20 protein-coding genes are annotated in these 25,167 nt (G+C 44.2%); 9 read left to right on the top strand and 11 right to left on the bottom strand.

Going from position 1 to position 25,167, the window contains the following annotated elements:
* Nucleotides 1–8: 8 nt before the first annotated feature.
* The gene (locus tag NLG07_RS02000) at nt 9–2,996 is read left to right on the top strand and encodes a TonB-dependent receptor (protein WP_254856785.1); all 2,988 of its coding nucleotides are present in this window, start codon (nt 9–11) and stop codon (nt 2,994–2,996) included.
* Nucleotides 2,997–3,309: 313 nt separating this feature from the next.
* Here the strand turns inward: NLG07_RS02000 and NLG07_RS01995 are convergent, their stop codons facing one another.
* Nucleotides 3,310–5,856 (bottom strand): glycoside hydrolase family 3 protein, encoded by a 2,547-nt coding sequence (locus NLG07_RS01995; RefSeq protein WP_303049216.1) that lies wholly within the window; start codon nt 5,854–5,856, stop codon nt 3,310–3,312.
* 4 nt (nt 5,857–5,860) lie between these two features.
* Entirely contained in the window at nt 5,861–7,105 is a 1,245-nt protein-coding gene (locus NLG07_RS01990) for a sugar MFS transporter (RefSeq protein WP_254856042.1), read from the bottom strand.
* A gap of 165 nt (nt 7,106–7,270) precedes the next feature.
* On the opposite strand from NLG07_RS01990, the gene NLG07_RS01985 reads away from it, so the two are divergent.
* The 8 genes from NLG07_RS01985 (at nt 7,271) to NLG07_RS01950 (ending at nt 16,068) form a co-directional block, all read left to right on the top strand.
* Complete coding sequence (locus tag NLG07_RS01985) at nt 7,271–8,614, top strand: GH1 family beta-glucosidase (protein WP_254856041.1); 1,344 nt, start codon at nt 7,271–7,273, stop codon at nt 8,612–8,614.
* Nucleotides 8,615–8,629: 15 nt separating this feature from the next.
* A complete protein-coding gene (locus tag NLG07_RS01980) occupies nt 8,630–9,643 on the top strand; it encodes a LacI family DNA-binding transcriptional regulator (RefSeq protein ID WP_254856040.1) in 1,014 nt (337 codons plus the stop codon).
* Nucleotides 9,644–10,019: 376 nt separating this feature from the next.
* Nucleotides 10,020–10,313: a DUF4212 domain-containing protein gene (locus NLG07_RS01975; RefSeq protein ID WP_254856039.1), complete on the top strand. Its 294-nt coding sequence runs from the start codon at nt 10,020–10,022 to the stop codon at nt 10,311–10,313.
* Nucleotides 10,313–12,052 (top strand): sodium:solute symporter family protein, encoded by a 1,740-nt coding sequence (locus NLG07_RS01970; protein WP_254856038.1) that lies wholly within the window; start codon nt 10,313–10,315, stop codon nt 12,050–12,052. The genes NLG07_RS01975 and NLG07_RS01970 overlap by 1 nt, the downstream gene beginning before the upstream one ends.
* 155 nt (nt 12,053–12,207) lie before the next feature.
* On the top strand, nt 12,208–12,669 hold the full coding sequence (locus NLG07_RS01965) for a hypothetical protein (RefSeq protein ID WP_254856037.1): 462 nt from the start codon (nt 12,208–12,210) through the stop codon (nt 12,667–12,669).
* Between the two features lie 135 nt (nt 12,670–12,804).
* Nucleotides 12,805–12,975, top strand: coding sequence for a hypothetical protein (locus tag NLG07_RS01960; RefSeq protein ID WP_254856036.1), 171 nt, complete (start codon nt 12,805–12,807; stop codon nt 12,973–12,975).
* Nucleotides 12,976–13,002: 27 nt separating this feature from the next.
* Nucleotides 13,003–13,560 carry a sugar O-acetyltransferase gene (locus NLG07_RS01955; protein ID WP_254856035.1) on the top strand — a complete coding sequence of 186 codons (558 nt, stop codon included), beginning with the start codon at nt 13,003–13,005 and terminating at the stop codon, nt 13,558–13,560.
* A gap of 84 nt (nt 13,561–13,644) precedes the next feature.
* On the top strand, nt 13,645–16,068 hold the full coding sequence (locus NLG07_RS01950) for a TonB-dependent receptor (protein WP_254856033.1): 2,424 nt from the start codon (nt 13,645–13,647) through the stop codon (nt 16,066–16,068).
* A gap of 56 nt (nt 16,069–16,124) precedes the next feature.
* On the opposite strand, the gene NLG07_RS01945 is transcribed toward NLG07_RS01950, so the two are convergent.
* The 9 genes from NLG07_RS01945 to NLG07_RS01905 all read right to left on the bottom strand — a co-directional run bounded on the left by NLG07_RS01945 (nt 16,125) and on the right by NLG07_RS01905 (nt 25,110).
* The gene (locus NLG07_RS01945; RefSeq protein WP_254856031.1) at nt 16,125–16,697 is read right to left on the bottom strand and encodes a glutathione S-transferase family protein; all 573 of its coding nucleotides are present in this window, start codon (nt 16,695–16,697) and stop codon (nt 16,125–16,127) included.
* Entirely contained in the window at nt 16,694–19,834 is a 3,141-nt protein-coding gene (locus NLG07_RS01940; protein WP_254856030.1) for a tandem-95 repeat protein, read from the bottom strand. The genes NLG07_RS01945 and NLG07_RS01940 overlap by 4 nt, the downstream gene beginning before the upstream one ends.
* A gap of 12 nt (nt 19,835–19,846) precedes the next feature.
* On the bottom strand, nt 19,847–21,160 hold the full coding sequence (locus NLG07_RS01935; protein ID WP_254856028.1) for an ABC transporter permease: 1,314 nt from the start codon (nt 21,158–21,160) through the stop codon (nt 19,847–19,849).
* A gap of 3 nt (nt 21,161–21,163) precedes the next feature.
* On the bottom strand, nt 21,164–21,862 hold the full coding sequence (locus tag NLG07_RS01930; RefSeq protein ID WP_254856026.1) for an ABC transporter ATP-binding protein: 699 nt from the start codon (nt 21,860–21,862) through the stop codon (nt 21,164–21,166).
* Complete coding sequence (locus tag NLG07_RS01925) at nt 21,862–22,890, bottom strand: ester cyclase (protein ID WP_254856024.1); 1,029 nt, start codon at nt 22,888–22,890, stop codon at nt 21,862–21,864. Before NLG07_RS01925 ends, NLG07_RS01930 begins: the two co-directional genes overlap by 1 nt.
* A gap of 61 nt (nt 22,891–22,951) precedes the next feature.
* Nucleotides 22,952–23,416 (bottom strand): Cys-tRNA(Pro) deacylase, encoded by a 465-nt coding sequence (gene ybaK, locus NLG07_RS01920; RefSeq protein WP_254856023.1) that lies wholly within the window; start codon nt 23,414–23,416, stop codon nt 22,952–22,954.
* A gap of 12 nt (nt 23,417–23,428) precedes the next feature.
* Nucleotides 23,429–23,869, bottom strand: coding sequence for a VOC family protein (locus NLG07_RS01915; protein WP_254856021.1), 441 nt, complete (start codon nt 23,867–23,869; stop codon nt 23,429–23,431).
* Between the two features lie 3 nt (nt 23,870–23,872).
* On the bottom strand, nt 23,873–24,565 hold the full coding sequence (locus tag NLG07_RS01910) for a 3TM-type holin (protein WP_254856019.1): 693 nt from the start codon (nt 24,563–24,565) through the stop codon (nt 23,873–23,875).
* On the bottom strand, nt 24,562–25,110 hold the full coding sequence (locus NLG07_RS01905; protein WP_254856018.1) for a glycoside hydrolase family 108 protein: 549 nt from the start codon (nt 25,108–25,110) through the stop codon (nt 24,562–24,564). The genes NLG07_RS01910 and NLG07_RS01905 overlap by 4 nt, the downstream gene beginning before the upstream one ends.
* Between the last annotated feature and the right edge of the window lie 57 nt (nt 25,111–25,167).

Below are 25,167 nucleotides of genomic sequence, written 5' to 3'. Positions count from 1 at the left end.
TACAAATGATGAAAAATAATACATTTACACAAACTAAACTCGCCGCATCAATTGCAATGTTGATGGGCGCGTCTCTCGCGCTACCAGTTGTGGCGCAAGAAGATGCAAGTAGCGATGACAACGTTGAAGTCATTTCAGTAAAAGGCATCAAGGGAAGCTTGATTCGCTCTGCTGACATCAAGCGTGACAATCAGGGCGTTGTTGACGCGATTGTGGCTGAAGAAATGGGTAAATTCCCCGATACGAACTTAGCTGAATCACTGCAACGTATTACAGGTGTATCCGTTAGCCGAGCCAACGGTGAAGGTAGCCAGATCACAGTACGTGGTTTTGGTCCTGATTTTAACCTTGTGACATTGAATGGTCGCCAAATGCCAACGACGGGCTTTTCGCGTTCGTTCAACTTTGAGAACTTAGCGTCTGAAGGTGTCAGTGCACTTGAGCTTTATAAGACGGCACGCGCAGATTTACCTTCGGGTGGTCTGGGTGCTACAGTTAATATTGTGACAGCGAAACCGCTGTCACAACCTGGATTACAGTATTCGGTAACCGCCAAAATGAACCATGACAGTTCAAATGTGGAAGGTGATGATTATATCCCTGAAATTGCTGCGCTATGGAGTCAGACATTTGCCGATGATCGCATTGGTTTTGCGGCAACCTTTTCCAGTGCGCGTCGTGATTTTCAAAAACAAACAGCGGGTATTCAAGGCTGGCAAGCTAATCAGTCATTACCTAACCTAGACGGTAATGACGCGATTGATGCACGTCCTGTTGATGCAAATGGCGAACTGGTTAAGAATTTCATGGCACCGGATCTGGATGGTGTGTTGCAGCCTACTGCTGCCCACTTCTTTCCGAAGGATATGAACTACGGGATTGAGAATATCTCGCGTAATCGCGAAAACTCTCAATTTACGTTCCAATTTGCCGCAACCGATGACCTTGTATTAACCTCTGATTACACCATCAGTAAAGTCACCACAGGTCGCAACTCTATTGGTTGGGGTATATGGAATAACTTCGGTTCTAACATCAACTCATATCAGCTTGATGAAAACGGTACGGCTCTATACGCCAATATCTCTGGAGACGATGGGTCCTTTACGGCCACTCGTGATACTACAGAGTTTGAGATGCGATCGTTCGGTTTCAATGTTGATTTTGCGGCATCCGATGCACTGAACATTGAGTTTGATTACCACGATTCATATATTACCATTGATAATGGTGCTGACCCAGGTTTGCGTAGTTCAGGCCAGATTATCCTTGGCTCTGCAGCGCTAGACTATAAAGAGTATTCATACTTAACTGGTGATATTCCACAATTCAATGTGATGTGGAATAACGGTACGAATCAATTATTGGCTTCAGAAATTGATTCTAACTTCAGTCAGTTCCTTCACTCACCTGGTGAGTCTGAAATTGAACAAGCTCAGCTGCGTTTTGAGTATTTACCTGAGTATGATTTTGCCCCTGCTTTAACTAAGATTTTAGCGGGTGCAAGCTATACTAAACAGGTTCTTACGGGCACAAGTGGCTGGTCAGGTTTGCGCGGTGGCCCAGGTTTCTTACCAAGCTATACGCAAATTTTCCCAGACAGCATGTTTACACTCAACTCAACCTCTGGTTTGCTTGATCAATTCGCAGGCGGTGGTGCTTCATTGAGTCCTAACTATTACTGGACATTTGATTATGATGAAGCGTTAGCTCGTCAATTAGCAAACATTACTGCAGAGTTTGTGGGTGAAAATGAGTATGTCATTGATCCGTACTACACAACTAACACAACATCATCTGTGGAAGAAGAAACAATCAGTGCGTACATCAATACCACATGGGAGTTTGATGTATCAGATTATTACGTTGTCCTAAATGCTGGCTTGCGTTATGAAGAGACTGATGTCATCAGTCCATCACAAAGTAACATTGCTCGCCAAGTGAACTGGGTTGCACCCTCTGAGTGGATTACTGATTTTGCTGGTATCCAAGAGGTATCTAATGCTGGTGGTTATGACTTATTACTTCCTAATTTAGATATTAAAGTGGATCTAAGCGACGACTTGGTAGGTCGTTTCTCTGCTGGTAAAACCATTACTCGAGCGCCTTTAGGTTCATTATTAGGCGGTTTATCTTTATCGGGTAGCCCAAAAATCGGTGCTCGCACCGGTGGTCGTGGTAACACAAACTTGTTGCCGTTCCAATCTACCAATATTGATTTGACTTTAGAATACTATTACGACGATGCTAGTTACGTAGCGGTTGGCGGTTTCTGGAAATCAGTAGATGATTGGATTGAGACGTCAACAGTAGACGTACAAATCGATGGTTTACATGATATCTATTTAGGTCAACGTTGGAACGATGCGGCGGCTGCGATTACTGGCCGCGGTGAACAAGCGACTGATACAGCTATCTTTAACGAGCTAGTTGCCGGTGGATTTGCGAACGCAAGTGGAGCAATTGAGCCTGATCCTTCATCCGATCCCCTCATCACTTGGCGTTTAAGCTCACCTGAGAACGTCGATGAACGTGAAACCAACGGTGTTGAAATTGCAGTACAACACGTATTTGGCGACACAGGTCTTGGTATTTCAACCAATGCGACCTTTGTTGACGGAGATGTGAAGTATAATCCTTATATTCTAGCAGCTCAAAAAGTACTGCCTGGATTAAGTGATTCAGCAAACTTTACTGCGTTCTATGAAGACGATGTTTTATCGGTTCGTTTAACCTATGCTTGGCGTGAGGAGTATCTGATTGGTCAAGGTCAATCTCAAGGTACTTTGGATGTTCCGCCTCAATTCGCAAAAGAGTATGGTCAATGGGATATCAGCATTAACTATGATGTTACAGAAAACATTACTGTATTTGCTGAAGGGATTAACTTGACGAATGAGACAGAACAGCACTTCGGTCGTTTTGAAGAGCAGTTCTTGTTTGCAGGTCAATACGGTCCTCGATATGCAGTGGGTGTTCGTATCAACAACCTATAGTATTAAATGGCATTATGAAAAGCCCTTGCTGCAAAGCAGGGGCTTTTTTTTGTGTATGCCGGGTATTTTTCTTTGATCTGCGAATGAAATTCTTATGCCGTGCACAATGAAGCAATTCCTTCCTTGTGTAAGCTGGCCGTTCAGGAACAATCCATTTCACCTCAGGCATGTATCTTAGTATAACTAGTTTCATCGAAAGAGATTAATTCTGCTATACGTATTTCATATAGTTATGAATGCAACAAAAAACGCATGACTCAATTGAGACCATGCGTTCTTTAACGGGGACTTGTGTTGATAGTTATATTGCTGCTTATTTACAGCTAATAGTTAACTCACCCTCTACGGAATCGACAAATCCAATATCAGAGAAGCTCACTTGCATTTCACCGGCAGTGATCATACTTAATCCTTCCGATAATTTACCGTAGTTAACACCTAAATCAGACCAGCATTGCGCCGAGACATTAATACGTTGCCATGAACTTTGCGGAAGTTTTGATAATATGGGAGCGATATCCACTACGGTTCCACAATCACTCACAGCACCGCAGTTGATGCCCAACATGAGAGGTGCGTTCGGCGCAGTCGTAACATTGACTAACATGCTCAACATCTTATCGGTAGCAAACGCCGACGAATAGTCCTGAGCAGTGCCGTTACCCGCAAAACGAACTCCAGCATAAGCACCACCTTGTGTACTCAAAGAAAACGAATCTTCTTGTACTTCACGGTCTTGGGTACGATAACTGACCACACCAATTGACTGCGTGCTAGCGGTAATCGGGGCGGTATCAAATGCCGATACCAAGGTCTTGGTCCAAGGCGCCTGTGTGGAACGATTATAGAAAACCAAATCAGTTGCTTGCTGTTGGGTGGTAATCGTTTCAGGCAGCTTATCGCCAAGGGTATCAGTGTCTTGATACGTTAGGCCAAAGCCATATGCAAATAATGGGTCATAATTCGCATCACCTACATTGACAATTTGATTTGGATCTTTTGGCCAAGAGAAGGATAATTTCCCAACAAAATCATGTTGCACGTTGTTATCAGCGTCTCGCAAAATCACATCGGCGATCCCTTCACCTTCTGAGCCAGGGAGCCATACTGCAACGAACGCATCTGATGCGTTTAATTCGCTATTGACCCACAATGGACGACCCGTTATAAATAATGCAATCGTTGGAATGCCTTGGTCTTTAAACGACTTCAGTAGGGCTAAATCTTTTTTGTCATTAGGTGAATATTCTAAATTTGCAATATCCCCCACACCTTCTGCATAAGGTTCCTCACCAAAGACTACAATGGCCACGTCGGGTTTATCAGTAAAACTACCATCGACGCTAAGAGTCGCTTGTCCACCAGCAGCAGTGACTTGGCGTTCAATGCCATCAAAAATCGATGAACCACCAGGGAAATCACTGTTTTCGTTGTTGGTACCTTGCCATGTTATGGTCCAGCCACCAGATTGTTTACCGATATTATGCGCACCATCGCCCGCGACTAAAATGTTTTGTTTGGGCGATAAAGGCAATAAATTATCGCTATTTTTCAGCATGACCAATGACTTGCGCACTGCCTCTCGTGCAACCGCTCGATGTTCAGCAGAGCCTAGTAATTCCGTTTTGCCAGAAAGCGGACGATTGGCAGGACTTGGTTTTTCAAACAAACCTGCACGAACTTTGACACGTAATATACGACGTACTGCATCATCGACCCGTGACATCGGAATGATGCCATCATTGATTTGTTGCAGGGTGTTGGTCCAAAGCGCTTTCCACGACTGGGTTGGTGCCATAAAGATATCTAAACCGGCATTGATGGCTTGAGGACAGCTTTCATTGGAGCAATCTGCGACCTGACCATGGCCATTCCAGTCACCGACCACAAACCCATCAAAACCCATGCGGTCTTTGAGGACTTCGGTTAATAGGTAATGATCGCCGTGGATTTTTTTGCCATTCCAGCGGTTAAATGATGCCATTACGGACTGTGAGCCAGCAGTCAAACCACCTACATAACCCTGAGCATGGATGTTAAATAACGTCTCATCATCTACAACGGTATTACCTTGGTCTACGCCATCAGTTGTACCACCGTCTCCGACGAAATGTTTGACGGTACTGATGACGGTACCCTCGCCCATAAAGTTGTCCTCAGCGTGACCTTGCAAGCCTTTCACAATGGCTTCTGAATAACTACGCACGATATCTGGATGTTCTGAGTAACCCTCGTATGTACGACCCCAGCGATCATTGCGCACGGTAGCAACCGTTGGAGCGAAGATCCAATCAATGCCGGTTACTAACACTTCGGTTGCAGTGACCTTGGCAATGCGTTCAATCAATTCAGGATCGTTGGCAGCGCCTAAACCGATATTATGTGGGAATAATGTTGCGCCAATCACGTTGTTATGACCATGTACTGCGTCAGTACCCCACATGGTTGGAATGGTGGAGCCATCCAATGAATCGTCAATGGATGCTTGATACATAGCTTCAGCTAAATCAATCCACTCTTGTACCGTGGCTTGTTTATTAGCATTAGGGTAGGAGCCACCGCCATTTAAGAATGAGCCAAAACCGTATTGACGCATTTCTTCAACAGTGACATCTCGGATCTCTGGCTGAATCATCTGTGCTAGTTTTTGTTCAACGGTCATCGTAGCCAGAATCGACTCAACTTTGGCTTCTACTTTTGGATCTTTTTTGACACTAATATCAAGGACTGGCCATACCGGATGAGCACCGGAAGTGGAATCTTTCATTTCAGTCATACTCTCTTTTTCCGGTTGGGCTGTCCCACAACCGCTTAATACACCCGCCATAGCCATAGCAATTAATGAGTGTTTGAATTGCATTTTTTTATCCCTCTTGTCCAACTGGCTTGTGACCTTTAAAGCCGTAATACACAATGAACCCATAGCACAACATTGGCAGAACAAAAGAAATTTGTAGGCTAAATGTATCTGCTAAGAACCCCTGCATTAATGGCACAATTGCGCCACCCACAATGGCAAGACATAAGATGCCAGAACCTTGTGCTGTATGTTTACCTAAGCCTTGTAAGGCCAATGAAAAAATAGTTGGGAACATGATTGAGTTAAATAACCCCACACCTAAAATCGCCCAAACGGCCACCATACCGGTACTGTTTACAGAAACAATAATTAATAAAATAGCCATACACGCATTAAATGCGAGGACTTTACCTGCCGCAACATACTGCATCACTGCTGCACCGATAAAACGACCGACCATTGCGCCACCCCAATAGTAAGCAATGTATTTAGCTGCGGTTGCTTCATCAAATCCTGCGATCTCTGGTTGCGCCATGTAGTTAACAAGGAATGACCCAATCGCTACTTCCGCACCCACGTATAAGAAGATACAGATCGCCCCAAATACCAAGTGACGATATTGCCAGGCAGAACCGGTTAAATTAGATGAGTCACTTCCTTCAGCAGCTGAGATTTTTGGTAGTTTGAGTACAGCAAAAATGATCGCAAGAACAAGCAAAGCAGCAGCAAGGATGAGATAAGGTAGTTTGACCGCAGCGGCATCGGTGACAGTATGCTCACCACCAGCACCAAAAATTAAAAACGCACCAAAGAAAGGCGCGATAGTGGTACCAAATGAGTTAAATGCTTGCGTTAAAGTTAAACGGGAAGATGCCGTTTCTGATGGACCTAACACGGTTACATACGGGTTTGCAGAGACTTGCAAGATGGTGATCCCTGAGGCCAATACGAACAGAGCGAATAAGAAGATACCATAGACACTCATTGCCGCTGCAGGATAGAACAATACACACCCTAAACATGCCACAGAAAGACCAACGACGATGCCTTTTTGATAGCCGATTTTGCCGACGAGCTTACCTGCGGGTAAAGAGACTAAAAAATAAGCACTAAAGAAACAAAATTGAATCAGCATAGCCTGAGTGAAATTCAATTCAAATGCTCCTTTCAGAGCCGGGATCAATATATCATTCAGACAGGTAATGAATCCCCACATAAAAAATAGTGACGTTAACGCAATTAATGCGAATCGATAAGTTTGATTGCCGCTACTTGCTGTAACCGACGCATCTGGCGCTGAAGATGCCATATTTATCTCCTAAGACTTGATTTTTTTCGTTGTAAACATTACATTAACAAATGTAAGCGCTTTCATAGCATCTGCAAAGTGTTACACGAACTAAAAATAAATTCAATGAATGTGTGCAATAAATAACAAAAACAGCACCCATCCACTAGCAAGATTGTAAACGAAATGAAAAAATTGGTACTGCCCCAAGCAATTCAAGCACAAGGGAACGACTTTATATTTGGTGTTGCGACTTCGAGCTTTCAAATTGAAGGCGCAAGAGAGCTTCGGCTAGATTGTATCTGGGATACTTTTTGCGAGTTGCAAGGCACGATATCTGATGGTAGCAACGGTGATGTTGCGTGTGATCATTATACCTTGTGGGAAAAAGATGTGTTGATGCTCATCGAGTTGGGCGTTGATGCATACCGTTTTTCGATTGCTTGGCCTCGAGTGATCAATGTCGATGGCACCCTTAATGAAATCGGTATCGATTTCTATGAAAATATTCTTAATCTGTTAAACCAACATGGTAAGCAAGCATTTATCACCTTGTATCATTGGGACTTACCCCAACATTTAGAAAATGAAGGAGGTTGGTTGTCTCGTGATACGGCATATGCTTTTGCCGATTACGTTGCCAATGTGGTTCAGCGCTTGGGCGATAAAGCGGATGCGTATATTACATTAAATGAGCCGTTTTGTTCAGGTTATCTAGGCTATGAAGTGGGTATCCATGCACCAGGACACAAAAACCAAAAAGCCGGACGTCAAGCAAACCATCATTTACTTTTGGCACATGGTTTAGCCATGCAAAAAATTCGGGAATATGCTCCAACAGTGCCTGCTGGGATCGTATTAAATATACATCCGAGCTATCCCGATAGCGATTCGCCAGCTGATCAAAAGGCGGCACAAATAGCGAGTGATTATTTATTTAATTGGTACATAGAGCCGGTTCTAACGGCACAATACCCGGCTTTAATGAATCGTCTACCCGATGAAATTAAACCTGAAATTGCGTCAGGTGACATGGACATAATAAGCGAAAAAATTGATTTCTTAGGTTTAAATTATTACACCCGCGCGGTTTTCAAGGCGACCGAGAATGGATGGTTTGAGGAAGTTGAGCGCAATGATTACCCGCAAACAGAGATGGGGTGGGAAATTACCCCATATGCGTTTACGGATCTGTTGGTTGGGCTGCATCAACGATATTCACTGCCGCCAATTTATATTACCGAAAATGGCGCGGCAATGGCCGACCGCTTAGAAGATGGGCAGGTAATAGATGACCAGCGTATTGATTATTTTCAAACCCATCTTAATGCACTAGCCGATGCCATGGAGGCAGGAGTGGATATTCGTGGATACTTTGCCTGGAGTTTAATGGACAATTTTGAATGGGCATTGGGTTACAGTAAACGGTTTGGTATTGTGTACGTCGATTATGAAAGCCAAGCACGCATACTAAAGAATAGCGCAAATGCTTATCGTGATATGTTATATTTACGAGGTTTATCGCAGTAAGTTGTTGAGGTAGTAGTGGCTAATATTTATCAAGTTGCAGAACGTGCGGGGGTTTCACTTGCAACCGTTTCGCGTGTGATAAATGGCAAGTCTAAAGTTGCACAGCGCACCAAAGACCGTGTCGAAGCGGCCATGCAGGAGCTTGGTTATCGGCCTAATTCCATTGCGCAGTCACTAGCTTCCTCCACATCAAATCGGGTGGGGGTGTTGGTCTCGGTGTTGGATGGTCCTTTTTTTAGTAACATGCTCGCCACTGTTGAGGCAACCCTTCGTGATGCTGGCAAGCATGTTATTATAACCGCCGGTCACAGTGATGAAGCTAAAGAAAAAGAAGCCATTGAGTTTCTGATCAGCTGTCGTTGTGATGCACTAATACTGTGTATCGATTCCATTTCTGATGACTATCTTATTGAACTGTCCAAGCGTAATGTTCAATTTGCTGTCATCAATCATCAGATACCTCAAATTGCCGATCGTTGTTTTATCGTTGATAATGAGCAGGGTGGGTATTTGGCTACCAAGTCGGCTATCGATAAAGGCCACAAGCAAATTGGTTACATCAGTGGCCCTACCTACAAAGAGGATGCGCGCTTGAGGTTGCGTGGTCATCAACGTGCACTCAAAGAGGCTGGCATCGAATTCAATCCCGATTATGTATATTGTGGGGATTATCATGATTCCTCAGGTGAAGCGGGTTTTCAGTACTTACATGCATTAGATAAGCCTTGCACTGCGATCGTTTGCGGTAATGACGATATGGCTACCGGGGTGATATTTGCCGCGCGTCGAGCAGGAATTGATATGCCACAGCAATTATCCGTCATCGGATTTGATGACTTGATTTTTGCACGTTACACCTACCCATCATTAACGTCTGTCGAAAACCCTATTTCAGATATGGGGTCAATGGCTGCTGATTGGATATTGCAAACGGTTTATAAACAACGTATCGGCAAAAAAATTACCAATATGTTTGCAACCAAAATAGTGGTTAGAGATTCCCTAAGCGAGCCAATCCTGCATCAATGACAAATTGATTGTTAACAAATGTTCACTTTATTTTGTTCTTTTATTGAGCAATATTAAATGTATATAAGCCTTAAGTGTTAACATTTTTAACATGAATGAGATAGCGGAAATTGATGTATAATAGGCGATCTTTGAAATAATTCATTATAAATCAATGTGTTATTAACTTTTCCGGTATGGCTTTGATTACTTTACTGCTAATGTAATTCATTACATTTCCCTCCTTTTCGATAACAAACCTTAAGCTTGCGACTAAGGTTTTATATCAAATTATTAACAAATCTATAAACTTTTTAACTGGCGATGGATGTCATGTTCATGGTTGAACAAATGTTTAGCTTATACATCAGGTCCATCAAATTTAACTTAATAGTCGATGTGGTCACTATGGCCGCAGATGACGATTTGGGAGAACTCTGTGGAGAATCAAAGCACTTACTGGCAAGAGAACCTTCGCGTAATCAAGATCTGCTTGGTCATTTGGTTTGTAGTTTCTTTCGGCTTTGGCTTAATTTTAGTTGAACCGTTGAATGCAATCCGTTTGGGTGGTTATAAGTTAGGTTTCTGGTTTGCACAACAAGGTTCAATTTATACCTTCTTAGCCCTTATCTTCTGGTATGGCAAGAAAATGAATGATCTAGATAAAAAATATGACGTGGAGAATTCGTAATGGATGAGTTAAAGATTTATACATACATTGCCGTATTCGGCACGTTTGGCTTGTATTTCGCAATCGCTATTTGGGCGCGTGCGGGATCAACCGCTGACTTCTATGCTGCTGGTGGTGGTGTTACTCCATTACAAAACGGTATGGCAATCGGCGCGGACTGGATGTCAGCTGCATCGTTTATTTCGATGGCTGGTCTAATTGCCTTCTTAGGTTACGGTGGTTCTGTATTCCTAATGGGTTGGACAGGTGGTTATGTACTACTAGCTATGTGTCTAGCTCCTTATATGCGTAAGCACGGTAAGTTTACGGTTCCTGAGTTCATTGGTGACCGTTTCTACTCACGTACTGCACGTATCGTAACTATCATATGTTTGATTGTTGCATCAGTTACTTACATCATCGGTCAGATGAAAGGTGTTGGTGTTGCGTTCTCTCGCTTCCTAGAAGTTGAATACGATACAGGTCTATACATTGGTATGGCGGTTGTATTCGTATACGCTGTATTAGGTGGTATGAAAGGGATTACTTACACTCAGATCGCTCAGTACATTGTATTGATTACTGCATACACAATTCCAGCTATCTTCATCTCGTTCCAGTTAACTGGTAACCCAATTCCACAATTAGGTCTTGGTTCTACGTTAGCGGACGGAAGTGGTGTTTATCTACTTGATAAGCTTGATTTGGTTGTCACTGACCTTGGCTTTAAAGAATATACAACTGCGACGCTTGGTAGCTCATTGAACATGTTTGCATACACGCTTTCATTAATGATTGGTACTGCAGGTCTACCTCACGTTATCATGCGCTTCTTTACGGTTCCTTCAGTACAAGCTGCACGTTCTTCTGCAGGTTATGCGTTAGTATTCATCGCGTTACTATACACAGTAGCTCCTGCTGTTGGCGCAATGGCTCGCTTTAACCTAATGAACACGATTGAACCTGCTCCAGGTCAAAACCTTGAGTATGAGCAACGTCCTCAGTGGTTCAAAGATTGGGAACGGACAGGTCTATTGGCATTCGAAGATAAGAATGGCGATGGCAAAATCCAATACACAGCAGATAAAGCAACTAACGAAATGGTTAAAGTTGACCGTGACATCATGGTACTAGCTAACCCTTCAATTGCGAACTTACCTAACTGGGTTATCGCACTGGTTGCTGCCGGTGGTCTAGCTGCGGCACTATCAACTGCTGCGGGTCTACTACTTGCTATCTCATCATCAATTTCACACGATTTGATGAAGGGTATCTTAACGCCAGATATGAGCGAGAAGTCTGAGCTAATGTGGGGACGTATCGTTATGACAGTATCGATTCTGTTCGCCGGTTACTTAGGTCTGAACCCTCCAGGATTCGCGGCAGGTACGGTTGCACTAGCCTTCGGTCTAGCTGCATCCTCTATCTTCCCTGCGCTAATGATGGGTATCTTCTCACGCACTATGAATGACAAAGGCGCCATCGCAGGTATGTGTGCAGGTCTAGGTGTAACAATGCTTTACGTATTCCAACACAAAGGCATCATGTTTATTCCTGGTACTTCATTCTTAGGCGGCTTAGATGCGAACTGGTTCCTAGGTATTTCACCTAACGCATTCGGTGCGGTTGGTGCAATCGTGAACTTCGCTGTTGCTTTCCTAGTATTGAAATCTACTGCGCCAGCACCTAAAGAAATCGCTGATATGGTTGATAACTTCCGTTCACCACACGGTGAGATTGCGGCAGCACACGACCACTAAGAAATGATTTCTAATCTATATTAGATTGACTTCAAAACCCTCAACTTAGGTTGAGGGTTTTTTGTGTCTACCACTAATAGCGCCCTGTATTATCAACTCTCTTATGGTATTATCACAGTCTCAGTCACAAGCAATTTAACCTGTAAGACAGCATTATGATTAAAGCGTTTTCTAAACTTGATAAACACACCAAAGTGGCGATTTTTATCGCGCCTATTTTGTTGATCCTCGGTTTTGCCGCAGCAGATATGTGGGAAGAGCATAAGGCATCTGAAGTCCGTTTTTATCAAATGACACCCGAAGATGGACAGTGCAATATCTTGACCAAAGAGTGTATTTTGGCGGTCGATAGTTTGCGTATCAGTATTTATGAAGAAAATGGCTTAACCACAGCAAATTCTACATTCGCATTGGATACGATGACGCTATTTGTCGTAGACGAGAATGGCATGTCAGAAACATATCGTATGGGCATGAAAGACAGTCCGCATTATTGGTATCAAAAGACAGAATTAGCCGAGCAACTGGCGCAACCAGGAAGCGAAAAAATACTCAGATTTGTTGCAACCATAGACGGCGGTCAATACATCGCTGAATTCACCTCCCAAACGCCATAACATATTAAAACTATAAATACAAACATGATCTAATAAGACTATAGTCTCGTATGACAAGTAAAACATGGATAAATGGCGTTATGGGAACGCCGTTTCGTTCTTCCAATGTTTTTACACTTTGTCAGGAGGGACGATATGGACGATTATCAGGTCATGGCGGTAAAAACAATTCACAACCCAGAAACCACAATAGCGGCAAAACAAATTGCACATGATCTGCTCATTAACTGTGGTTGGTCTGAGGCAGACATTGAAAAGTGTCGTAACGCTGAGCCTGAAAACGTGGTTATGATATTATTAGCGTAATCAACGCTGTTAATGGATAGAGGCGACATGAGTGAAGCGCTCACTGAAAAACAAAAGATGCTTGCGGGCTTACCTTACATTGGTTGGGATCCTGAAATCTTAAAGGAGCGTAAACACGCTAAAGACTTATGTCATCGCTTTAATCAGTGTCATCCTAATCACTATAAAAAACGCAATGGGATCCTCGCAGAACTGGTCAATCTCAAAGGCCGCGCACATATTGAACCGAATTTCTGGGTCGATTACGGCTACAACATTACCTTAGGCAACAATTTTTATGCTAATCACAATTTGACCATTTTAGATGTGTGTGAGGTCAATATCGGTGAAAATGTGTTTTGTGGGCCCAACGTGACCATTACCGGTGCAACGCATCCTCTTGATCCTATTGAACGGCGCGACACCGAATCGGGAGAACCCATCCACATCGGTAATGATGTCTGGATTGGTGCGGGTGCTATCATTCTACCAGGGATTACTGTGGGGAATGGTGTTACTATTGGTGCTGGAAGTATTGTGACCAAAAATATACCCGATAACGTGGTAGTTGTCGGAAACCCCGCTCGAATAGTCAAAAAAGTTTAACATTAAAAAGGCAACTGTTTCATTGAAGATTTTTTGTGATGTGATAATATCACAATAAACAATGATTCAGAGGGCTTTTGGTTCATGAAAAAAATTTCTGCTTTATCGCTGGCCATCGCATCTTGCTTTGCTACAGCTCAATCTAATACCGGTGTAATTACTGACGCGCAAACAGCTCAACCCATTGCTAACGCCAAAATTACCATCAAAGGCAGCAATACTCTATTGCGGACCAATACCCAAGGTGAGTTTGTTTTACCTGCCGAAGTATCGCAACAAGTGGAGCTGCATGTTGCTGCTCAAAATTATGCTCATCAGACGGTTTTTGTGCAAGATTTGAGCAACCCAATCCAAGTTGGGCTATTACAAAGCTCGATTGAAGTCATTGATATCAGTGGTATGCCGCTGCATGCTTCCCTTGTTGAGTCGGCACTGCCTATCAGCGTCATGGCTGAAGATGAGTTGCGAAACGCACAAACTGCGACTTTAGGGGATACGTTAGCTGATGAAATTGGGGTGCACTCCACTGCTTATGCCGGTGTCGCTAGTAGTCCAATTATTCGAGGTTTGGCTGGACCGCGAGTCCTCATTACGCAAAATGGTCTAGATGCTGGGGATGCATCGCGCATTGGCGCAGACCATGTGATAGCTACGGACACTTCGACTGCACAGCAAATAGAGATATTTAGAGGTCCTGCTACGCTATTTTACGGCAGTGGGGCAATTGGCGGAGTGGTCAATGTAGTTGATGAACGTATTGCTACCGATGCAGACGATGAATTTCAGTTTAACCTAAGTCAAGCGAGCGTTAATGAAGAAACCGCAGGAAGCTTCAATGTAAAACAAGCCTTGGGTAACATCGTTCTCACAGCAAATGCCTTTTATCGCGATGCCGATGAGTACGACATTCCTGACGGTGGGCATCACGAAGAACATGATGATCATGACATGGATGCAGCCAACCACGATGATGACCACGAAGCACATGGACATGAAGAGTATGCAGAACATACAGAAAGAAAAGTTGAAAATTCGCAATATACGAGTGATGGCTTTGCCGTTGGTGCAAGCTACCTGCTCGAAAAAGGTTTTGTTGGGGTATCATTTGGTCGTTTGAATAAAGAATATGGTATTCCAGGCCACGCTCATGGTCATGAAGATGAACACGAGGAGCATGATGAGGCTGATCATGACGACCATGAAGAAGAAAGTGTGTTTGCTGATATGGAACAAGACCGCGTTCAAGTGTTATCGCGTTTAACCTTTAATGATGGCTGGCTGAATGCGATTAACGCAAAGTATTCTTATATTGATTATGCACACGTTGAAATTGAAAACGGTGAAGTTGGAACTGGTTTTTACAATGAAACCCATGAAGCGAAAGTAGACTTAGAATTACGTCCCAAGGGACATTCACGCAATGCGGTCAGCTTACAATACAAGACGCAAGATTTTGCCGCTGATGGTGAAGAAGCATTTACCCCTCATACCGATACTTCAATGCTGGGTTTAGCTTGGCTAGGCGAATATCACGAAGGTAATTTGTTATATCAGTTTGGTGCACGAGTGGAATCGGTGGATATCGATGCCGAACTTGAGGATGGCACTTTGTCTGAGTCATTCACACCGGTTAGTTTCTCGGCAGGGTTGGTCCATGATTACGCACCGGGTTACAACTACAGCATTGCATTATCTAATGCGCAGCGTGCGCCATCTGCAGCAGAGATTTTTGCAAACGGTCCGCATATCGCGACACGGACATATGAAGTCGGTGCATTATTTGAAGTGGAATTTCACGATGGCCACTTGGATATTGAAAATCATGATATAGAAATGGATATCGAAACATCGCAAAACATTGATTTAACGTGGCGGAAATTCAGCGGTGATCTGGGCTTTGTCTTTAACGTTTTTTATAACCGTGTGGATAACTACCTGGCACTCAATGACACTGGTTTTACCTCGGTGATGATCGAACATCACGAAGGTGAGCATGAAGATCTCGACGAGCTCGATGAAATGCATGACAGTGAATATGACGAGCATGGGCATGGGGGTGAATTGCCTATTTATCAATACTCCCAAGTAGATGCTACGTTGTCTGGATTTGAAGCGCAGGTAAACTACCAAATCACGCCAGAACTACATTCATTAGTACAGTTAGATTATGTACGTGCGCGTTCTGATAACGGTAATTTGCCGCGTACACCACCTAAGCGAGCGTTAATCAAAGGGACGTATCAAACTGATGATTATATGGCTCAATTGTCATTGCAACATGTCTTTGAACAAGATAACGTTGCTGCAGAAGAGTCGCAGACAGATGCCTATACACTGGTTAATGCGAATTTTAATTACTATATGGATGTGCAAAATGTCGACTTAGTGTTATACGCCCAAGTCAAAAACCTCTTTGATGAATATGCACAAGTGCATACTTCTTTCCTAAAAGACGAAGCGCCGCTTGCGGGTCGCAATATTAAAGTGGGTATTCGCGGTCAATTTTAATAAAATTGTTGTATCAAAGAAAACCGTGAGTTGGTTGAGGCTCACGGTTTTTTTGTTTACAGCCTAGGATCAGTGTGTTTTACGTCATCACGCTTTTGATGTCGTGTGTAAAACGCTTTTAACTTGGGGTAGGCCGACCAATCACTCATTTGTCTAAATGCGATCCAATCTAATGTTGTGTAAAGACTGATAGATAAAAATTCCCATTCACTAAACTCGCCTGCTTCCAGTAAGTGTTCCAAATAAGCAAAACACAACTGAGCACGTTCCTCTTGTAAGCCGACATACGTTGGAGCTTGTTCTGCAGATATCCCCTCACGACTCAAAATCATCACTTGGACTAATGAATCCAGCACACCATTGATAGTGGCTAAAACATTTTTTTGAGTAATTGACAAAAACGGTTTATCTAGTTTGTCATGAAGGTACTCAGCGATAACATTCGAATCAAATAGTGTCATGTCTCCATCGACCAGCGCCGGTACTTTCATGACTGGGTTGATCTTGGCAAAATCCTCGCGGTATTCCACTTGAAAAACCTGAACCTTTTGAAACTCGTAATCTACGTCTTGTAACAGTAGACGCAGACGTCGCACATAAGGCGACGTCGTAGAACCATATAAAATCATTTAATATCCTTAATGATTGAGAAGCGGCGTTGTAGAGTTAAGCCAAATAACCCTAGTAGCAGAAGCCAGTGCATGCTACCACCACCGCCACCCCCCGATGATGGTGGTGAGACGGGAGGCGCAGTAACCGTGATAGTAATTGTCCCAGTAACGTCTTCCGTACCATCTGTGACGACATAAGTAATGGTTTCTGTCCCAGTAAAGCTTGCCGCTGAGGTATAACTGATGATGTTATTGTCTAATGTAGCGCTACCCGTACCCGAATAATCGATGCTGGTGACGGACAAGGTATCGTTATCCACATCCGTATCATTGGTGAGCACATTAATACTAATGGCCGTTCCTGATGTGGTTGAGCGAGTTTCATCATTGACCACAGGCGCATCATTGACTGGGTCAACTGTGATATTCGCAACAAACACGTCCGCTAACACATCTCCAGCACTGAGCTGTACATTAACAGCAAGGGTGCCATTAAAGTTCGCCGAAGGGGTAATAGTGCTATCTGATACGGTGTAGTTCGCGCCACTTAAAATCACCATGCCCGTGGCTTGGATATTCGTGGTAAAGTCTTCGATGCTAATTTGAACTGGAATATCTTCTTGCGTTGTTGTTTCAGTAAAGCCTGAAACGGTTAACACAACCGGCTCAGGTGTCACATCAACGGTCACCGTTGCGCTAGCCGATTCGCTGCCATCAGAAACCGTATAGCTGATCGTCTCGGAACCGGTAAAGTCGGCCTCTGGCGTATATTGTAACGTCTCTCCAGCAATCACCACTGTGCCATTACCATCGGTTGTGGCTTCGGTGATGGTCAACGTATCGCCATCCACATCATTAACACTCAAATTAATGACATTGTCTGTCGTGTTGGCGACAAAACTGGCCGTAGATGAGGTTGCTGTAGGGGGGTCATTGACTGGCGTTACCGTGACTTGCGCGGCAAACGATGCACTGGTGTTGGCACCTGCGCTTGCTTGTACGTTAACAGACAAATTGCCATTAAAATCTGCACTTGGCGTGACTGTGAGGCCATCAAACGTATAGTGAGTACCGGATAAAACCGTCAGCGTCGATGCCGTTTCGTTAGTGCTAAAATCGCTCAGAGATAACGTAATTGACGCATCTTCTGTCACGGTTAACATACTTTGCCCGGTAATGGTTAATGGAATGCCTTCAATGTCACTCGAAAACGTACCGCGATGCGAAGCAAAAAAGATATTATCCGAACACTTAAGCATTAAAGTTTGGAAGTTTTGACGCCCATTGGTGATGGGTAAATTGATGCTCGCAGAACCATTGTTTGGTAGGTTACTGGCAACTTGTTGGTCGTAGGTAACCCCACCGTTGATAGAGATAAATGCATCCAATGTAGCACAGTTAAAACGCGCAGCGTCTGTGTCATTCACGTTCCAATTTATGCTGATGGGATTGGTCTCAAAAAACTGTCCTGACAGTTCGGTCGTGATTTCAAGAGGCCCAGCGGTATTGTCCACTGTCACGGTCATTTCATCACGTGCTACCCCACCTTGGTTATCTCGAACCGTAATGGAGAAGTCCATTGTTCTTGATGTCGTCGGTAATACTTCACCGATCACGACGTTACCGGAGCGTTGCACTGTGCGATCTGGGATATGGCGACTCGGGCTAACACTTGGCGTGCGCGCACGGATGAGCGGCCCTGTACCTTGGTCGGTTAGTACATCTTCTTCAGAACTGCTTGCGCCACCAAAACCGGCTGCATCAATTTGTTCCCAGCTATACGTGAGGACATCATCAGGATTGACATCACTTGCTGTCGCGGTGAGTTCAAAGTAGGTATTAGCAGGGATTGTATAATCATTACCCGCGTCAACTTCAGGGTGATTGTTACCGCTGACACTGACAGTGCCACAGCTGTTGAGATAAAAACCAAATTGATTTTCATCGACGATCTGACGGTGCTCTAGCATCTGTGCCAACGAAATAGCGTGAAAATTATCATGCACGAAGGTGCTGACATTGGTATCGCTACACAAACCCGCATACGACATAATGGTTGAGCCGGAACCCGGCTCCACAGCAGTTTGTGCAGAACCATTCCCATCACAACTCCCCGCATCACTATTAAAAGTATGGGTTGCGCCAAATTGATGACCGAGCTCATGTGCGACAATATCCACCCAAAACGCATCATTACTGCCTGTAGCTGCGATACCTGAGAGACCGTCGGCTTTGAAGGCTCGACTACATAGTGAGTTGAGCACAGCCAAACCGCCACCGTCAGAATTCACAACATGACCAATATCATAGTTCAACACACCAATCGCATTGTCTTGAACATCTCGATTCAGAGTACCATCGTCTGAGTCATTGTTAAAAGGGTCGGTTTCGGCATCTAGAAAAACCACATCGTCATTGTTACTGACAAGTTCAAACCGTGCACCGACCTCGACTAAAAACACTTCATTGAGCCGATTAGTCATTGCCGTTAACTCAGCCATAACATCTGCTTTGTTTTCTGCACCGATAAATGCCGAATAATCCCCCGTGGCAGTGATTGCAAGACGGTAAGTGATAATACTACTCGATGTACGAGCCTGGACTAGGCGTCGTTGTTTGGTCGCCGTTGGTTGATTGACTGATAACTCACGGATGATTTTTGGGGCAAGTTTATTATGTTGATGCCTAAAATTGTGTAGGGTTTCGTCACTGACTTGATAAACACGGTGTTTGCTCGCATTGACAGGGTCGATAAATGTACGCAACGTCTGCTCAGTGCGGTCCTGCGAAGGAGTATCAAACATGGCGTGCATACCGCGATGTGACCAGTCAAAACGTCCTGTCAATTGTGGATGCTCGACATTCACACCGACATAAGATTGTAATTGTGGGTATTTACGCGCCAATGCCTCAGGTAACACTCGACTAGGAGTAAGCGCATAAGTATGCATAGTGCCATCTGCAGCAGGTACGGTAATGTGCATGTCGCTTTGTAAAACAGAACGTATTGCGTTTGTTTCGAGCCCATAAAAAGTGGCCTCAACACCAAACTGGTCAGTTTCTTTGGCGCTGTAACGTTGCCAATAATCTGCAGCGAATACGCTGGAACTGCACAGTATAGAGATCAGTACGATGGCAATTTTTTTTGTCGTCATTAGGTTAACCTTTTATCGTTGTAAACCGCTTTGTAAATTATTTTTATAGGCTTTCCATGCAGGGATGCTGGTGCTTAATATCACACTGAAAAGTACCCAACCAATATTCATCAACAGCGTGTTATTCAACAGCGTTCTTGACACTGACACGCCTAAAGCTAATGAAAGTGAACTGCCACCTAAGTTAATTATAGCGCTTAATAACATAATACTGGCCAAAATCGCCAAAATAGCTAATGTAAGGGCTTCGAGTTGGATCAGCCAAAATATTTGTCCAGGCCTTGCCCCAAGCGCTCTAAAAACGGCGAACTCAGCTTGTCTCTCGCGCATACTGGCCAGCAACATAGTGACTAAACCGAGTAAAGTTGCAAATACGATTAGCCAAGTAATGACTTGCAACGTGGTTTCTACAAAACGCAAAATTTGCCATAGCTGGTTTAATGTCACACCAGGAATAATGGCACTCAATGGTCGAACGGTATCGCGATTAATTATTCGTTGCAAACTCAGTATGGCAAAAGGATTATTTATGCCTAAAAAAGCAGATGTGATGTCAGTGTTCTCTGGCATAGTAAGTAAAGGTTTGCTTGGGTCAGGGAGAGAGACATCTACCAACACTGACTCATGGTCATGGCGATGAGCATGGGTGTCAGAATGATTATACCGTGCTAGCCGCTTTAGGCTTTTCGGAGGGCTATCATGGGCTTGTGCAAGCGCTTGCAAAGAGGTATACAAAGCATGATCCACTGGCGTACCTGTGGGAGCTAAGATTCCGACGATGAATAGAGGGTGGTCATCATGATGGTGAAAACTCACTTCCCCTAACCCATGCGCGAGTACGATAGATTGACCAACCTGGTAATGTAAGGATTTAGCCACCTGTGCCCCGATAACAATCTCATTGCTGGCGGCAAAGGCTCGCCCGCTTGCGAATGACAACGGCACCTGCTCACCGGTCTGAAAATAATCAAAAAAATTCGTACTCGTACCTACAACCGTGAACCCAGCATGGGTATCGCCCAAACTGACAGGCACCGACCAAGAAACTTCTCGATGTTTACTGATAGCACTGAGGTCGTCCAGAGTCATAGCTGTGGAGGGGACTCCGCGATGGAAGACACTTGACAATAACAAAGTGAGATCTCCAGTGCGTGGCCCGATAATTAAGTCTACTCCAGAGACACTTCGGGTAAAACTCTCTTTTACTTGTGCGCGAATATGCTCTACTGCAAATAATACGCTGAGGCTCAAAAACATCGCGATGAATGTTAATAACACAGATTGTTTACGAAATTTAAGGCTGCGGATCGCCAGACGCAATAACATAAATTATTTTGCTCCTGCGACGGGATTAAGTTGGGACATTGTGATCTGCGTATCACAGTATTGAGCTAGGTTCGGATCATGACTGACGAACACCATAGCACACTTGTTGGCCTGTTGTTCTTGTTTGAGAAGATCCATGAAACTTTGTGTCGCATCCGCATCAAGCGCTGACGTGGGTTCATCAACAAGTAGTAATCGAGGACGATTGAGTAAAGCACGTGCAATAGCCACACGCTGTTGTTGCCCAATACTAATATTTCTCGCCTCTTGAGTTAGTAAGTGTTCGCTTATTGCCAGTCTTCGGAACAATTCTCGTGCTCTTTCTGGTAAGTCCATTTGCGTATTATTGGCAAAATACCCAGCGATAAGCACATTGTCTAAAACGCTTAAATACGGCACCAAATTAAATTGCTGAAACACAATCCCGAGATACTGCGCACGGAAGATATCTCGCTGTGTATTGGATAGTTGCGTTATATCGGTACCTGCTATCTCAATACTCCCTCTTTGCGGGGTAAGGGTACCTGCAATTAGGTTAAGCAGGGTACTTTTCCCAGAACCGGATTTGCCTTGTAAAAATACAGACTCTCCGTCACGCACAACCCATTGTTTTATATCTAGGGTCGGGTGCTCAGATGTTGCGTTTGCATGAGTAAACGCAACTTGGTGTAGCTTGAGTACATCCTGTAGGGTGTTTGTCATTACAGATCTAAATCCATATGATGTAAATAATTTCGCGCTTTGTTGAATTCCCTAAGGCGTGCAAACACATCTAAACCGAGTTGGTCATAGACCGACAGCAAATCAATAAGCACCCAGTTTTCACGGATTTTTTCACCTTCGACCCGCCAAAAATCCAAACTGCGCATGCTAATACGTTTGCCATTTGGGACAATCCCCAGCCACCCATCATCACTGACCGTCATAAACATACCCGGCCATGCGGTATAGCCAACATAATTGTTGTCCGCAAACATATGCCCGTGTTCTGGGTTGCCATCGCGATCAGGAAGCGCATTCAAAAATGGAATTTGATGCCAGTGCCGAAATCCATGTAAACCTCTAGCTGTACCAATGCCACTGGGACCATACCAGCTACAACGCTCATGCCAATATTTAGGAAGTTGCATCGCTTTGGGCCCGCCTGTAGCGTGATTGCCCAAATCGGTACACATATCGGTGACGATGCGCGCTGCTTTTGCGCTGAGCTCTGGCTCAAGAGGCTGAGTTGATATGCCATCTTGAGTCGCTGGAGCTGGCACATGCCATTCACGACCTAAACTCGGAGCTAAAGGCCATGCATTGGCTTGTATCATGAGCTCAGGAATATCCCAAATGGCTTGCATTTCGACTATGCGACCATCAACAAAGCGATAAAATTCATGAAAGCGCATCGAGACCATCCGCCCTGTAGCTGGAATATCTAACCAATCTCGAACCATAACGCCCGTGTAATAGCCACAACAGCCAACCCATTCATGGCCTTTATCGGTAGCATTGGAGATCACGATAGTATCTCTTCGCTCCAAATCGGGAATAGCGTTTAGTAGGGTATCGTAAATTCCGAATAGGTGGGTAATATCATCTAATGTTTCAAATGGAAAACACAGTTGTAAGGTACTGTCTTGCGCAAATAAATCATCAGCCATGAGTTGAGCTTGCGCAAAATTTCCCATGTACATTGAACGGGTGTAATTCAAGATCGCTTGCTTGTTATTTTGCTGTGTCATAGGAAAAAGCTTATTAAGTGTCGTTGTTATTATTGTATTTTTAAACTCTTAGGATACGGATTTATATGGCAATGTCTAGCCATTGTGCGGAACAAAGATGAGAAAGATCAGTAGGTCTCAAAGCGACTTCTAGTCCTCTTTTGCCGGCACTAATATACATCAGGTCAAGCTCTCTAGCACTCTGGTCAATGACGGTTTTTAAGCGTGTTTTTTGTCCCAGCGGACTAACGCCTCCTAATACGTATCCTGTTTTACTTTGTACCATTTGAGGAGAGGCCATACAGGCTTTTTTAGTTCCGATTGCTTTGGCTAATGCTTTTAAGTTAAGAGAGTATGCAACGGGCACTAGAGCAACAACCAGTGTGCCCGAACAGTCTGTGACAAGTGTTTTGAATACTTGAGCCGGGTTCAAGTAGAGCTTGTCTGCAGCGTCCAAACCATAAGACGTTGCATTGGGGGAATGCTCATAAGATAAAACTTCATGAGCGATATTCTGTTGTTGTAACAAAGCAATGGCTGGGGTCATGCTGATACGTGATTACCATTCACCCGTATTTGGCATGCTTGCCCAAGGTTCTTGCAGGGTAAGGTGATCACCCTCCTGTAACAGTTCAATGCTAATCCCATCGGGAGAACGCACGAACGCCATGTGTCCATCACGGGGTGGCCGGTTAATGGTCACGCCACCGTCCTGTAGGCGTTGGCAAGTCGCATAGATATTTTCTACGCGATAAGCAAGATGGCCAAAGTTGCGTCCGCCAGTGTATGCTTCATCGTCCCAGTTGTAGGTGAGTTCGACGCAAGGCGCTTTGTCTTGTTTAGCGCGTTCGACGTCGGCAGGTGCGGCCAAAAAGACGAGCGTAAAACGCCCTTGTTCATGGTCAAAGCGATTGACTTCAACCAACCCTAATAACTCACAATAAAAGTGTAATGATGCCTCTAAGTCACGCACTCTGACCATAGTATGAAGATAACGCATGTGCTAGTTTCCTTTTGCCCTGTCGTTAGGCTGATATTGGTAATATTGTGGCACAAATGTACCATCTTTCTGAGCAGCTTTAAATTGGGAAATACTGGGATTTGATATGAATGCGCTGGGTGGTGTGTCGAGTTCTGTTTGGTATTTTTCGAGCATAACTTTGGCCATGAGTTCATATTCACCGTGTTGTGGAGTGAGATTATCACGGGCTTTGCCGTTGATTTTTTCCCATGTCCGAAAGCCACCAATGCCTAAGACACCAAAAATTATGGGCAAAAACAATTCCGTGTTCATCCCGGGTAATGCATAAAAATCCAATATCGCTTGCACTTGCTGTGGTGTCGCATTTTGTAGAGCTTGTGGTCCCATAATGGCATTGAGATCCAATGTTTGTAAGATCAACCAAGTCCCTAAAGGGCGAACGATGGCTTCATACGCTAACCCAGCAGCACCAATCCAAATAATGGCGGGTCTGGCCCCAGCGACAAATAAACTTGGGTGCTTAGTTTGTTGTAGATTGATTTGCAGTTGAGTGTGTTGCGCTTTGAGTTGAGTGACCAGTTGTTTTAAGGCAATTTTTTGTTGTTGGGTGGCAATATCACCACGTTCTTCATCGGACGTGAACAAGTCATCTATGCGTTTGCCCAACGTATCGAGTAATGTGGTGACCACAGGAATGCGTTTGAATACACTCATGTGTAGTTTCCTTTGCGCTTAAATGCGTTAGCTCTCCTGAGCCAGCCATGCAAGAATATCTGTTGCGTTGCATCATTGGCACAGATCGCTTGATAAAACAAAACTCTCTCGTCACAGATGGCATTCACCAGCAGACTGCCCATGGCTCGATAGACTCGATCGATGCTGCGGATCGTCATGGGTCCTATGATGCCATCTTCTTGAATGGCGACTATCCCAGACAAATTACACACACGTTGTAGGATCTTGATGGCTTTTTGCGGACCATGGTTGACGGCCATATCGAATACAACCCCTTGCACTGCTGGATGCAAAAGGTGAATATTAGGTGCCTCGTAATAGAAGCGTTGGTAGATCAGGTGTGCTTGCTTTTGGGTTAATTCACTCACTTGCGCTGGAAGTGATAGCTCAGGTGCTAATTGGGCAATGATCCGCAAAGTATTGGAAGTAATACCATACATGGTGGCGCCACCACGGTCATCACTGTGACCACTGAAACCACCTTCAAAATCTAGAGTGAGGGCTAAAATATCGTTGAATGTCATGCTTGCTACCAGTCCTTTACTCGTTTAAGCATGGTTTAGATTTGTGGTTTATCGTAT

The organism is Alteromonas sp. LMIT006, from assembly GCF_024300645.1.
In the GTDB taxonomy this organism is placed as follows: Bacteria; Pseudomonadota; Gammaproteobacteria; order Enterobacterales; family Alteromonadaceae; genus Opacimonas; species Opacimonas immobilis.
This window is presented reverse-complemented; position numbering and strand designations above follow the sequence as displayed.

Excerpts from the sequence above, each read along its gene's own strand:
- NLG07_RS02000 (WP_254856785.1), top strand. The coding sequence starts at position 9 with ATGAAAAATAATACATTTACACAAACTAAACTCGCCGCATCAATTGCA.
- NLG07_RS01995 (WP_303049216.1), bottom strand. The coding sequence starts at position 5,856 with ATGCAATTCAAACACTCATTAATTGCTATGGCTATGGCGGGTGTATTA.
- NLG07_RS01990 (WP_254856042.1), bottom strand. The coding sequence starts at position 7,105 with ATGGCATCTTCAGCGCCAGATGCGTCGGTTACAGCAAGTAGCGGCAAT.
- NLG07_RS01985 (WP_254856041.1), top strand. The coding sequence starts at position 7,271 with ATGAAAAAATTGGTACTGCCCCAAGCAATTCAAGCACAAGGGAACGAC.
- NLG07_RS01975 (WP_254856039.1), top strand. The coding sequence starts at position 10,020 with ATGTGGTCACTATGGCCGCAGATGACGATTTGGGAGAACTCTGTGGAG.
- NLG07_RS01970 (WP_254856038.1), top strand. The coding sequence starts at position 10,313 with ATGGATGAGTTAAAGATTTATACATACATTGCCGTATTCGGCACGTTT.
- NLG07_RS01965 (WP_254856037.1), top strand. The coding sequence starts at position 12,208 with ATGATTAAAGCGTTTTCTAAACTTGATAAACACACCAAAGTGGCGATT.
- NLG07_RS01960 (WP_254856036.1), top strand. The coding sequence starts at position 12,805 with ATGGACGATTATCAGGTCATGGCGGTAAAAACAATTCACAACCCAGAA.
- NLG07_RS01955 (WP_254856035.1), top strand. The coding sequence starts at position 13,003 with ATGAGTGAAGCGCTCACTGAAAAACAAAAGATGCTTGCGGGCTTACCT.
- NLG07_RS01950 (WP_254856033.1), top strand. The coding sequence starts at position 13,645 with ATGAAAAAAATTTCTGCTTTATCGCTGGCCATCGCATCTTGCTTTGCT.
- NLG07_RS01945 (WP_254856031.1), bottom strand. The coding sequence starts at position 16,697 with ATGATTTTATATGGTTCTACGACGTCGCCTTATGTGCGACGTCTGCGT.
- NLG07_RS01940 (WP_254856030.1), bottom strand. The coding sequence starts at position 19,834 with ATGACGACAAAAAAAATTGCCATCGTACTGATCTCTATACTGTGCAGT.
- NLG07_RS01935 (WP_254856028.1), bottom strand. The coding sequence starts at position 21,160 with ATGTTATTGCGTCTGGCGATCCGCAGCCTTAAATTTCGTAAACAATCT.
- NLG07_RS01930 (WP_254856026.1), bottom strand. The coding sequence starts at position 21,862 with ATGACAAACACCCTACAGGATGTACTCAAGCTACACCAAGTTGCGTTT.
- NLG07_RS01925 (WP_254856024.1), bottom strand. The coding sequence starts at position 22,890 with ATGACACAGCAAAATAACAAGCAAGCGATCTTGAATTACACCCGTTCA.
- ybaK (WP_254856023.1), bottom strand. The coding sequence starts at position 23,416 with ATGACCCCAGCCATTGCTTTGTTACAACAACAGAATATCGCTCATGAA.
- NLG07_RS01915 (WP_254856021.1), bottom strand. The coding sequence starts at position 23,869 with ATGCGTTATCTTCATACTATGGTCAGAGTGCGTGACTTAGAGGCATCA.
- NLG07_RS01910 (WP_254856019.1), bottom strand. The coding sequence starts at position 24,565 with ATGAGTGTATTCAAACGCATTCCTGTGGTCACCACATTACTCGATACG.
- NLG07_RS01905 (WP_254856018.1), bottom strand. The coding sequence starts at position 25,110 with ATGACATTCAACGATATTTTAGCCCTCACTCTAGATTTTGAAGGTGGT.